This window comes from Aureimonas sp. AU40, from assembly GCF_001463785.1.
Lineage (GTDB): Bacteria > Pseudomonadota > Alphaproteobacteria > Rhizobiales > Rhizobiaceae > Aureimonas.
Genome location: NZ_BBWL01000003.1, coordinates 16519 through 26490 on the forward strand (window position 1 = coordinate 16519; position 9972 = coordinate 26490).

Sequence of the window (9972 nt, forward strand, 5' to 3'; positions counted from 1 at the left end):
TCAGGCTCCGCCGACGCCGGAGACGATCGCGCCGTCCGAGCGCATCTCGGGCGTGCCTTCGAAGACCTGAAGTTCCGTCTTCGCGGCCACGTCCTGCATGGCGGCGCGCACGGCCTCGGTGATCGAGGCGTCGGGCCGGTAGATCTGGTAGAACCACATGATCTTGCCGGAGCGGACGCGGTAACGCAGACGGACCGGGATCAGAATCGGATCACCCATGAAGAAAGGCGAGACGCGGATCACGAAGACGCCGGGCACCGCCAGGGGCTGGCCGTCCGCGCCCGTGTGCGTTTCCTCGAACACGACCTGGCTGGCGCCGCTCTGCAGCGTGCGCATGTCCTTGACCTTGGACTCGACATTAATCTGCAGCCCGCGCGAGAGCGTGATCAGCTGCGAGGGCGTCGCCACGGTGGTCTGGAAGTCGCGTTCGACCATGATGCGCAGGCCATCGTCCGGCGCGGCGAGTTCCGTCATGCGATCTTCGATCATGGCGGCGAACTCGGCCTGCTCCATCGGCTGGCCGTCGTCCTTGATCCAGCGCTTCCATTCTTCGGAGAGCGGGAACGGATAGTGGACGCGGTGCTTGCCCCAGCCGGGGGCGTCGGTGTCCGCAGCGTTTTCGGTCTGGTGATAGTCGATCACCGCCGTCAGGCTCGGCGCCTTCCAGTTCGAATCCGCGAAGACGACCGAGGTGTCCGGCACCTTGTGGCGGTTCACGAGGGCGATGAAGCTGTCGAGCGTCAGCGCCTTGGCCTGGCCGCGACGGAACTCGGGCGTGTCGCGCCATTCCTCGGCGAAGGACTTGAGGCTCTGCAGCTTCGGGTTCTCGCCGTGGACGAGGGCCAGCGGGAAGGACATCAGCCCGATCGAGCGCAGGCTGGCCGGAAGATCGTCGATCTTGAGGATCTCGACGCCGGTCGCGCGCGAGCCGAGTTCGGCCAGCTTGTCGACGGCGTCGCCGTCGAGGCGTAGCGTCTCGTTGAGGTGCAGGTTGCTGGGCAGCAGGACGCCTTCGGCGTTCTCGGTGGTCTGAGACATGGATTGCTCCTTGGGGTTGGGGAGGGGTTAGGCTTCGTCGCCGGCGCGGCGGCGCTCGCCGTCGATGTCGCGGGGGCCGCCGAACATGCTCATCTGGCGGGGGTGCTCGGTGGACAGCGAGCCGTCGTCGAGGACGAAGAGGACCGACGCCGCGCGGCCGGACTTCGGCGTCTTGGCGGCGATGTCGGAATTGATGGTGACAGTGCCGCCCTCGGCGGTCAGGTCCATCTTCAGGGTCACGGACCCCTTCGCCTTGCCCTTGGGGCCGGCGAGTTCCTTGAGGTCGGCGAGCGTCTTCTGCAGGAGATCGGAGAAGTCCTGGGCGAGCTGGCCGTCCTCGAGGAGGCCGATGACGGTTTGAACGTCGCGAATCTTCTTCATGGGTTGGGCTCCTGTCAGGCGGTCGCCAGCGCGGGCGTTCGGGGGGGGGAGAGAAGCGGGCAGAAGCTGCGCAGCGCGGACTGGTAGCGTTCCTCGGCTTCGGGCCATGCCCAGCACTTCAAGCGGGCCGGGCGGAGGAGGAAGGGCTTGGCGGCCTCGACGCGCGCGTCCCAAAGCTCGGTCTGGCGCGGCAGAAGCGCGTCGCGCTCCGTGCGCAGCATGCGAATGTCCGCGACCTCGATATCGGGCGTCCTCGCCTCGAAGCGCGGGAAGCTGAAACCGGCCGCCGTGAGGACGGCCTTGTCGATGCGACGCTTGAGGAGCGACAGACCGCGCCGGACGCGGGTCGGGAACACGCGAGCGACCTTTGCCGCCACCCCGGCCTCGACCGCGTCGGACTCCATGATCTCGCAGAGGGCTTCGACGGCCGGGCGCGTCCAGTCTCCGAGCCAGGCCTCGTGCCCGTCATGGAGCAGGAAGAAAGCCGCGAGCTCGACGTCGCCGGTCTCGCGAAGGATGGCCTCGGCGCCCATGACGCAGTGCTGCGCCACCGAATAGGGCATCGGCGTCTGGCCTGCGAAGCGGTTCGCCGTGGCGAGGCCGTGTGCCATGTCCTGAAACAGGGCATCGCGATCGACCTCGGGCTCGGCGAAGCGCAGGACGCGGCCCGAAACGGTGGGCATGAAGGCGCTCATGCGTCGGCCGTCTCCGGCTCGCGCGAAGCGTCGGCCTCGACCTCTTCGGCCGCTTCCGGCTCGTCCACGATCTGGCGGAAGCCGAGCGTCCCGTCCTGGCTGATCGCCAGAACGAAGGGCACGTCCTCCGACCAGTGGAAGAGTTCGACGGTCACCATCTCGGGTTCGGAGAGGATGGTGTTGTTGGCGAAGTTCTGGGCGAGTTCGTCGAGCGAGTAGGCCAGTGTCTCGCCGTCGCCTTCCTCGCAGAACATGGTGGCGCTGGGTGCGATCGGCAGCGTGTCGGCGCTGGACCATGTGCCGTCCGGCGAGACGAGAATGTCCGTGGTGCCGAGATCGAAATAGGCGAGGAACGTCACGATCTCGCCGGCGGCGATCTTCGTGCGCCCGGTCGGATGGCCTTCGCCCTCGTTCGGGCCAGCCAGAAGAGCCTGAGCGATCTCGGCATGCGAGTTGCTCCGCGCCAAGATCCAGGCATTCGGCGTGTCGCGGGGCGGGGGGCTCCATTCGTCGCTGTGGTCGGACGGAACCCAGCCGGTCGGCGGCGAGAAGGGAAAGTCGGCGCGCATCAGATCGACCGAACCGAAGCGGCGTTGGCGATCTCGCGGGCCTTGACGCCGTGGCGCCGGAGGGCGTCCGGCGTCCAGCCGCGTCCGAGCAGATCCTCCTCCTCGCAGCAGCCGCGCACGGCGGCGACGTCGAGCATGTCGTCGGCGATCTGGCGCGCGACGACGTGGACCGCCGCTTCCTGCGGCTTGGGGCGCGCGGGGCGGCTGGCGGCGGTCCGGTGCTGCGCGGCCCAGGCGGCGGCCCGGGCGAGGATCTGTTGACCCTGGGTCTGCATGGTTCGATCCTTTCGAAAGGATGGGTTAGTGCGCCGCGATGGGCGGGAAATCTTCGAGGTCGAGCTTCTCGGGAGCTTCGAGCGCAGCGTCCGCGCCGGCGCGCGTCAGGGCGAAGTAGTCGAGCCGACTGCCGTTCGGGGCGGCCTTGCCTTGATCGACGCAGGCAAGGCCCTGCGTGACCATTGACGTCCAGAGGTCATGGTCGGGACCGCCAGTGAAGGCGTGGAACCGGTTGCGGTAGGAGCGGCGCTTGCGGTTGGGCAGGCCCAGCGCATGGCGCGCCAGGTGCTTCTGTTCGGGTGTCAGCGACATGGCGGGGCTCCCTTCGTGTCGTGGGACTTGCGGGTGATGCGCGGGCGGCGATCGGTGGCGCCGAGGCGGTCCCGGTCGAGCTTGACCTTGACGACAGGCCCCTGCTTCTCGCCCTGCTTGCGGGCGTCGGACGGGCTGCTGGCGGCGAGGACGCCGGACGTGCCGTCCGCGAAGAAGACGCGGAAGAAGGCCATCAGGCGTGGCCGATCTGCGCCAGGATGGCGGGCACGCCGGTCGGGGTGTCGTCCCGCTCGAAGGCGTCGACGACCTCTTCGACATGCGCCAGGAAGAGCGCGACGGTCTCGGGGAAGGTGCGACCGATCACGGGCGCCGTGTTCCAGAGCGCCGACGCTACCGTGGAAGCCAGCGCCGCGAGCGGCATGTCGACGGGGAGGCCCTCGTTCTGGCCGCGCATAGCCTCGACCACCGGCAGGATGGCGGTGTCCCGCAGCCGGTTCTGCATGAGACTGAAGGCGCGATCTTCGGCGTCCGCCGACTTGGCCATAGCGTTCGCGAAGGCTTCGATCTCCTCCCGGCGCATCTGCGTTTCGTTGGCGGCGATATCGTAGTGGCGGCTCATCTCCGCACCTCCGCCAGAACGGAGGGGTTCGGGGTGGCCCGCTCGTCGTGGAGCGTCACCAGTCCGGCGCTCATCGCGGCGACGAAGCCGATCACGCAGGCCAAGGCGGCGAGTTCGCGGACGAGGGCGCCGATCACGACCGGCCTCCGAAGGCGAACAGGGAAAAGGCGAAAAGGATGGCGACGAAACCGCCACCCGCCAGGAAGAGACCGGCATCGACGATCAGCTCGGCGCGTCCGAGAACGGCCGGGCTGCGCGCCAGATGGACCTCGCCGCCGGCGACGAGGCTGGCGCAAAAGCTCGGATCGTGCCGCACGATCTCGGCCGCGCGCTCAGTGTCGGCCTCGGTCTCGCGGTAGGCCCGGCGCGCGAGGGCGATGGGGGCGCGGCCCGCTGCACCGAGGGAGGTTTCGGGCGCGGGCCGCTTATCGCCCGGTGCGCAACGCATCCGGGCGGGATGGGAATGGGCTGTGGAGGACAACACGGAGTGCTCCGATCTGAGGTGATGGGAGCAAGGTAGGTAAAACAGACCTGACATGTCAAGCGCCTGGGTATGAAATGCCTACCCAAGTTATGCACAGGTGTCAGAACACCTGTTGATATCGGCCCAAATGTTCTTGTTGTGTTCTCATTTAGGCGACACGTTCAGGGGGTGTTTTTGGATAGGAGTGCAAGTCTATGGCGACCTTCCACGTCGTTCAAACCTTCAGCCGTGGCAAACGAGGGGTGATTGTTCCGGACCTGCCCCGACAGGTTCATAGCGCCGAATTGGCGAAAGGGGCCGCTAGGCGCGCATTGGCAACGAGTGGGAAGGTGGGTGCAGTCGCGTTCTCGCGGTCTGGCGACCCGGTCACGGGCGACTGGGATGAAGCCGTCGTTCTAAGCGCTGAGGGCGATCTGCCCGCAGAAATCTACGAGCAGCTTGAGGGCTAGCGGCTTGCGTACTTCCCCACGCAACGGTGGCAGATGGGCCATTCCTTCACGAATTCAGTGAAGGTCGTGTCAGGATTGTACTGACGAAGGGTCCATTCGCGATCGTTGAAGCCGACCAGCGTTTTGATGATTGCCTCGGCCGAGTCGTCGGGCGGGGTATGGTAGAGGACGACTTCCGTATCTCGCATGGGCGGGAGATGCGGATTGATCAGGGCAATGTCTCCTGATCGGTAGGCGGGATACATCGAATCGCCGGTTATCAGCAGGCCGTAGCCGCCTTTGACGTTGCGCAACGGCTCCGGGCGTTTCACCCAGTCGATGGCATCGAACGTCACGATAACATGGCCGTCGCCGCCCCGCGCAGCAGCGAAAACGGGAAGATCGGCAGTTGGCGACACCAAGTCCGAGCCCGGGATGGCCGCCACGCGAGGCAGGTTGGCGGTCGTGACGCCGGGTGTCGTCTCAGACTCGGCGTTAGGGCGCTTGTATTCGAGATTGACCGGTTCAGGCCCGTCGCCGCTTATCAGCCAGCTGACATCGACGCCGAGCAAGCGAGCCAAAGGCTCAAGCTTGGATCTGTCCGGTCCGTTATCATCGTTTTCCCAGGCACTGAGATTGGTCCGCGCAATACCGAAGTGCTGCGCAATGTCAGATTGCTTGAGCCCTTTCTCTTTGCGGGCCTTACGGATGCGGGAGCCGAGCGTGTCCATGACGAATTGGTAGGCGGAACCTACCGATAAGTCACTTACCTGACCTTGACATGAAAAGGAGGTTTCGCCTACCTTTCTTGACATGTCAGAGATCCTCAAAGAAGCGGCTGAGATTGTTGGCGGGTTCAAGCGGCTCGCTGCTCTCCTCGGCATCCGCCACAACAGCATGTATTCCTGGCGGCAAATTCCGCCGGCTCGCGTGCTCGACATCGAGCGTCTGACGGGCATATCCCGCCATCGTCAACGTCCTGATGTCTTCGGCGACTGTTCCGAGCATGATCATCCGTCCCCCGTCTTCGCTGGTAAGCAATGCGGCGAAGATGAGGCGATCTGCGTTCGTCGTCACGTAAACGCGAGCCCCTCGGCTTTACCGAGTGGGGGGCGGCACTGATGCGCCCGACGACGCCGCAGATGCTGAAGGCCCTGAAGCTCGCGACGCGCGCCGCTATCGCAAATGCGGGCGGGGCTGCCGCTCTCGTCCGCGATCAGTATGTGCGGATCAAGGAAACGGCACTGTCCTTCGCGGCCTCGGCCGAGAAGGAACACGCCGAGCGCTTCGTGACGATCGACACGGCGCTGGATCTCGACTTCGCGGCAGGCGCCCCGCACCACGCCCGGGCGCTGGCGAATGCGCAGGACTATGAACTCGTGCCGATGCGTCGGCCGAAGGGCGTCGGCGCCATCTGCTACCGCGACATCCGCGCTTTCAAGAACGGCGCGCATGGTGTCTTCGGCGAGATGTTCACCGCGCTCGAGGACGAGATCGTCGATGCCGACGAGGCAAAGGCGATCCTGCGCGCTCTCGACGATCACGACGAGCAGAGCCGGCTTCTGCGGGCCAAGTGCGAGGCGGTGCTTTGAGTGACCGCTCGCCCGAAATGGATGCCTTCGTCGCGGAGGCGAAGGGTGTCGGCATTCTCGACGCCTTCTCGCGGTGCGGCCACTCGGTCTCGCGCCTTCGCGGCTCGCGAGACGAATATGTCGGCCCGTGCCCGGCCTGCGGCGGCAAGGATCGGTTCTCGCTCAACAGCCGCAAGAACGTGTTCAACTGCCGGGGCTTCGGTGGCGGCGACGCGATCGGCCTCGCGCAGCATCTGACCGGCGCCGACTTTCTGGACGCCTGCGAGATCCTGACCGGCGAGAGACGCCCCGATCGCGAGGCCGACGACGAACGCGATCGTGCGGCGCGGCGGCGGGACGCCGAGCGGCGGCTGGCCGAGCAACGGGCCAAGGCCGAGGCCGAGGAGGCACGGGCGCAGGCTCAGGAGAACCATTATCGCGCCCGCGAGATGGATCGCTGCCTTCAGTTCTGGCGCGAGGGCGCGGTGTTCGCGCCCGGCGATCTCGCGAGCCGCTATCTCGAGGCACGCGGCCTCGGCGCCGCCGCCGCGCTGGTCGACCGCGCGTATTTGCGCGTCCATCCGCGCCTCGGCTTCTTCGCCAAGCCGGAGCGCGGGCCATCCGTTCAAATCCATTCCGGCCCGGCCATGCTCGCGCGCTTCGTCGCGTTGGGCGAGGGATGCTGGCGGCCCATCGGCCTGCATCAGACATGGCTCGACCTCGACGCCGCGCCTAAGTTCCGGCCGACGCTGGCGCACCCGGAAACGGGCGAGCTTCTGCCATCCAAGAAGATGCGCGGCTCGAAGATGGGCGGCCTTCTGCCGCTGATCGGCAAGCTTTCCCAGGTGACGCGCATGGTGGCGGGCGAGGGGATCGAGACGGTTCTCGGCTTCGCACGCTTCGACGGCTTCCGGCCCGACACGTTCTATTGCGCCGCCGGGGACCTCGGCAATCTCTGCGGCAAGGCCACGGCCGAGAGCCGGTTCCGCCATCCGACGCTCCGCCGTGCCGTGAAGGGCGGGCGCTCGCTGCCGGCCATGGTGCCCGGCTTCGAGCCGGACATGGACGCCGTCTGCATGCCGGTGCCCGACCATATCCGAGAGCTGGTGCTCCTCGGCGACGGCGATTCCGATCCGGTCATGACACGCGCCGCCCTTCGGCGCGGCGTGACGCGGCATCAGAGGGACAGTCGCGTCGTGCGCTCGCTCTTCGCGCCGGCGGGCGGCGATTGGGCCGATCTCAAGTTCGAACAGGAGGACGCGGCGTGAGCGCGCAAGAGTTTCTCGATGGGCGCGTGACGCTTCATGGCGGCGACTGCCTCGCCATCCTCAAGACGCTGCCGTCCGCCTCGGTCGATAGCGTCGTGACCGATCCGCCGTATCACCTCACTTCGATCGTCAAGCGCTTTGGCTCGCCGACCGCCACCAGCAAGGCCACTGGCGCGCTGGGCCGCTCCACCAAAGGCTTCATGGGTAAGACATGGGACGGCGGCGATATCGCGTTTCAGGTCGAGCTTTGGGAGGAGGTGCTGCGGGTGCTCAAGCCCGGCGGTCATCTCGCGGCCTTCAGTGGCACGCGGACCTATCACCGCATGGCCGTGGCGATCGAAGATGCCGGATTCGAGATCCGGGACCAGCTGGCCTGGACCTATGGATCGGGTTTTCCGAAAAGCCATGACGTGTCCAAGGCCATCGACCGCATGGCGGGTGCTGAACGTGAGATCGTGAGCGCTGGCAAGCCGGTGAAGCGCATGATCCCGGGTGCGGATCAGAACGCCAACGGTTCGTGGATCAAGGATAATGGGCGCGAGTTCGTGCCAACCGTGACCGCGCCCGCAACGGACGACGCACGGGAATGGGAAGGATGGGGCACGGCGCTAAAGCCTGCCTGGGAGCAGATCTGCCTCGCTCGGAAGGCACTGCATGGAACGGTCGCTGAGAATGTACTGGAGCATGGCGTTGGCGCTCTGAACATTACTGGGTGCAGGGTCGAGACCGACGAAACAATCGTGGCGACACGGAATGTGGCGTTGGGATCCAGTGGCAGCGGCGTTTTCGGTGGCGCTGATAAGCCTGGAGTCTACGAACAAAAACCCGGCGGACGCTTTCCTGCGAACCTGATCCATGACGGCTCGCCGGAAGTGTTGGCCGCATTCCCGAATGCGCCCGGCCAACAGCGTTCGGTTGGCCCCGAACATGGCGAGAAAGCCAGTGTTCGTGTCTTTGGAGACTACGGGGCACGGGAGACCTTTTCGCCCCGCGGCGATGCGGGCTCCGCTGCCCGTTTCTTCTACACCGCGAAAGCGGATGCCGACGACCGCATTGGTTCCAAACATCCGACCGTCAAGCCGGTCGATCTCATGCAATGGCTGGTGCGCCTCATCACGCCGAAGGGCGGATTGGTGCTCGACTGTTTCGCCGGAACGGGAACGACCGGCGAGGCGGCATGGCGCGAAGGGATGCGCGCGCTCCTGATCGAGCGCGAGGCCGAGTATCAGGCCGATATCGCCCGCCGGATGGCCCTGGCGACCGAGGGGCAAGCGACGCGCCGGGCGGCTATGGCAAAACTGAAGCCTGCCGACGATTTTGGCCCCTTGTTTGCGCTGGGGTTGGCCGAATGAGCGTCATGGAGATCGGCTCGACGCGGCGCGCCCAGGCAATGGCCATCGCGGCGGAAGTCGCGGCCGAATTCGGGGTCAGCCTGGCCGATATCCTCGGCCCTCGACGGTGGCGCCGTATCAGCATGGCGCGCCATGTCGCGATCGGCGTTCTTCTTCGCCACCCGACCGTCTGGGGGCGCCATCCCGCAACCCTCCCTCGCCTCGGCAAGCTTCTCGGGCGCGATCACACGACGATCCTGTGGGCGCGAGACCGCTACGAATCGTGGTGCCGGGAGGCGAACCTCGACCCGGCGGACGTGTCGTCGCCGATGAAGCGGGCGCGCGTTCTGCGGACGCATCTCGGCTTGCCCGAGCTCGCGCCTCCTCCCGCGCCGGAAGCGCCGGTGCCTGCCGAGCCGCCGAAAACGCCCGCGCCCAAGCCGCCCTCCATTCCCGTTCCCGTTCCGGAGCCTTCCATGACGGCCTTGCCCGTGTCCCTGCCTCCCTTGATCTCGGGCGACCTGTTCGGGCCGATCGAACCCGGCACGTTGGAGGCGCTGTCGCCCTTCCATCGCCGCGAAGCGATGTTGCTCCTCGAGGACCGGATTTCGGCCGAGGACCCGAAGCTGCCGGCCTATGCGCTCCACGCGCGGATCGGAAACGCCTTCGGGATCGAGGCGGACGAGGTCGTCGCCATTCTCGCCTCGGCGCCGGAGATGCAGAAACCGGCGGGCGTGGGCGACGAGGACGAGCCGCGATTCCACGCCGGCCCGACGATCGCCGATGCCGGCGAGCGCACCTTCCTGGTCTTCGCGCAGATCTACCTGACGGCCGATGCCGGAGGCGGTTTCGTGGTGGCCGAGGCCTATGACCAGTACGTGGCCTTCTGCCGCTCTCGCCTGGACATGCCGATGCCGAGGGCGAATTTCGGCGCGTCGTTGCGCCGGCTGGGCGGCCGACGCGAGGGCGCGCGCATCGCGGGGCTCCGCCTGCGCGCGCCGGTGGTCAATGCCGCCTGTGAGGCGGCCGAATGAGCCCG

At 66.7% G+C, this 9972-nt stretch carries 16 protein-coding genes; 5 read left to right on the forward strand and 11 right to left on the reverse strand.

Features of this window, described 5'->3' with window-relative positions:
- The 11 genes from AUL32_RS01365 to AUL32_RS24390 form a co-directional block, all read right to left on the reverse strand.
- Positions 1-1038: a DUF2303 family protein gene (locus AUL32_RS01365; RefSeq protein ID WP_062111092.1), complete on the reverse strand. Its 1038-nt coding sequence runs from the start codon at positions 1036-1038 to the stop codon at positions 1-3.
- A gap of 27 nt (positions 1039-1065) precedes the next feature.
- A complete protein-coding gene (locus tag AUL32_RS01370) occupies positions 1066-1419 on the reverse strand; it encodes a hypothetical protein (RefSeq protein ID WP_062111093.1) in 354 nt (117 codons plus the stop codon).
- A gap of 14 nt (positions 1420-1433) precedes the next feature.
- Complete coding sequence (locus AUL32_RS01375) at positions 1434-2114, reverse strand: hypothetical protein (protein WP_062111094.1); 681 nt, start codon at positions 2112-2114, stop codon at positions 1434-1436.
- Positions 2111-2683 (reverse strand): hypothetical protein, encoded by a 573-nt coding sequence (locus tag AUL32_RS01380; RefSeq protein WP_062111095.1) that lies wholly within the window; start codon positions 2681-2683, stop codon positions 2111-2113. The genes AUL32_RS01375 and AUL32_RS01380 overlap by 4 nt, the downstream gene beginning before the upstream one ends.
- Positions 2683-2958 carry a hypothetical protein gene (locus AUL32_RS01385; protein WP_062111096.1) on the reverse strand — a complete coding sequence of 92 codons (276 nt, stop codon included), beginning with the start codon at positions 2956-2958 and terminating at the stop codon, positions 2683-2685. The genes AUL32_RS01380 and AUL32_RS01385 overlap by 1 nt, the downstream gene beginning before the upstream one ends.
- A 25-nt stretch (positions 2959-2983) precedes the next feature.
- Complete coding sequence (locus AUL32_RS01390) at positions 2984-3271, reverse strand: hypothetical protein (RefSeq protein ID WP_062111097.1); 288 nt, start codon at positions 3269-3271, stop codon at positions 2984-2986.
- Complete coding sequence (locus tag AUL32_RS01395) at positions 3262-3465, reverse strand: hypothetical protein (protein WP_062111098.1); 204 nt, start codon at positions 3463-3465, stop codon at positions 3262-3264. Before AUL32_RS01395 ends, AUL32_RS01390 begins: the two co-directional genes overlap by 10 nt.
- A complete protein-coding gene (locus tag AUL32_RS01400; protein WP_062111099.1) occupies positions 3465-3851 on the reverse strand; it encodes a hypothetical protein in 387 nt (128 codons plus the stop codon). Before AUL32_RS01400 ends, AUL32_RS01395 begins: the two co-directional genes overlap by 1 nt.
- A complete protein-coding gene (locus AUL32_RS24915; protein WP_156421276.1) occupies positions 3848-3988 on the reverse strand; it encodes a hypothetical protein in 141 nt (46 codons plus the stop codon). Before AUL32_RS24915 ends, AUL32_RS01400 begins: the two co-directional genes overlap by 4 nt.
- Positions 3985-4335, reverse strand: coding sequence for a hypothetical protein (locus AUL32_RS01405; protein WP_156421277.1), 351 nt, complete (start codon positions 4333-4335; stop codon positions 3985-3987). Before AUL32_RS01405 ends, AUL32_RS24915 begins: the two co-directional genes overlap by 4 nt.
- A gap of 445 nt (positions 4336-4780) precedes the next feature.
- Positions 4781-5494 (reverse strand): XRE family transcriptional regulator, encoded by a 714-nt coding sequence (locus AUL32_RS24390; protein WP_244497602.1) that lies wholly within the window; start codon positions 5492-5494, stop codon positions 4781-4783.
- Between the two features lie 82 nt (positions 5495-5576).
- Between AUL32_RS24390 and AUL32_RS24395 the strand changes: the two genes are divergently transcribed.
- Genes AUL32_RS24395 through AUL32_RS01440 form a run of 5 tightly spaced genes read left to right on the forward strand, consistent with a single transcriptional unit; the run spans position 5577 to position 9967 of the window.
- Entirely contained in the window at positions 5577-5885 is a 309-nt protein-coding gene (locus AUL32_RS24395) for a transcriptional regulator (protein WP_082659061.1), read from the forward strand.
- The gene (locus AUL32_RS01425) at positions 5885-6355 is read left to right on the forward strand and encodes a hypothetical protein (protein ID WP_062111104.1); all 471 of its coding nucleotides are present in this window, start codon (positions 5885-5887) and stop codon (positions 6353-6355) included. The genes AUL32_RS24395 and AUL32_RS01425 overlap by 1 nt, the downstream gene beginning before the upstream one ends.
- The gene (locus tag AUL32_RS01430; RefSeq protein WP_156421278.1) at positions 6352-7602 is read left to right on the forward strand and encodes a DUF7146 domain-containing protein; all 1251 of its coding nucleotides are present in this window, start codon (positions 6352-6354) and stop codon (positions 7600-7602) included. Before AUL32_RS01425 ends, AUL32_RS01430 begins: the two co-directional genes overlap by 4 nt.
- A complete protein-coding gene (locus AUL32_RS01435; RefSeq protein WP_062111107.1) occupies positions 7599-8954 on the forward strand; it encodes a DNA-methyltransferase in 1356 nt (451 codons plus the stop codon). Before AUL32_RS01430 ends, AUL32_RS01435 begins: the two co-directional genes overlap by 4 nt.
- Positions 8951-9967, forward strand: coding sequence for a helix-turn-helix domain-containing protein (locus AUL32_RS01440; protein WP_082659062.1), 1017 nt, complete (start codon positions 8951-8953; stop codon positions 9965-9967). The genes AUL32_RS01435 and AUL32_RS01440 overlap by 4 nt, the downstream gene beginning before the upstream one ends.
- Positions 9968-9972: the final 5 nt, after the last annotated feature.

Excerpts from the sequence above, each read along its gene's own strand:
- AUL32_RS01365 (WP_062111092.1), bottom strand. The coding sequence starts at position 1,038 with ATGTCTCAGACCACCGAGAACGCCGAAGGCGTCCTGCTGCCCAGCAAC.
- AUL32_RS01370 (WP_062111093.1), bottom strand. The coding sequence starts at position 1,419 with ATGAAGAAGATTCGCGACGTTCAAACCGTCATCGGCCTCCTCGAGGAC.
- AUL32_RS01375 (WP_062111094.1), bottom strand. The coding sequence starts at position 2,114 with ATGAGCGCCTTCATGCCCACCGTTTCGGGCCGCGTCCTGCGCTTCGCC.
- AUL32_RS01380 (WP_062111095.1), bottom strand. The coding sequence starts at position 2,683 with ATGCGCGCCGACTTTCCCTTCTCGCCGCCGACCGGCTGGGTTCCGTCC.
- AUL32_RS01385 (WP_062111096.1), bottom strand. The coding sequence starts at position 2,958 with ATGCAGACCCAGGGTCAACAGATCCTCGCCCGGGCCGCCGCCTGGGCC.
- AUL32_RS01390 (WP_062111097.1), bottom strand. The coding sequence starts at position 3,271 with ATGTCGCTGACACCCGAACAGAAGCACCTGGCGCGCCATGCGCTGGGC.
- AUL32_RS01395 (WP_062111098.1), bottom strand. The coding sequence starts at position 3,465 with ATGGCCTTCTTCCGCGTCTTCTTCGCGGACGGCACGTCCGGCGTCCTC.
- AUL32_RS01400 (WP_062111099.1), bottom strand. The coding sequence starts at position 3,851 with ATGAGCCGCCACTACGATATCGCCGCCAACGAAACGCAGATGCGCCGG.
- AUL32_RS24390 (WP_244497602.1), bottom strand. The coding sequence starts at position 5,494 with ATGGACACGCTCGGCTCCCGCATCCGTAAGGCCCGCAAAGAGAAAGGG.
- AUL32_RS24395 (WP_082659061.1), top strand. The coding sequence starts at position 5,577 with ATGTCAGAGATCCTCAAAGAAGCGGCTGAGATTGTTGGCGGGTTCAAG.
- AUL32_RS01425 (WP_062111104.1), top strand. The coding sequence starts at position 5,885 with ATGCGCCCGACGACGCCGCAGATGCTGAAGGCCCTGAAGCTCGCGACG.
- AUL32_RS01440 (WP_082659062.1), top strand. The coding sequence starts at position 8,951 with ATGAGCGTCATGGAGATCGGCTCGACGCGGCGCGCCCAGGCAATGGCC.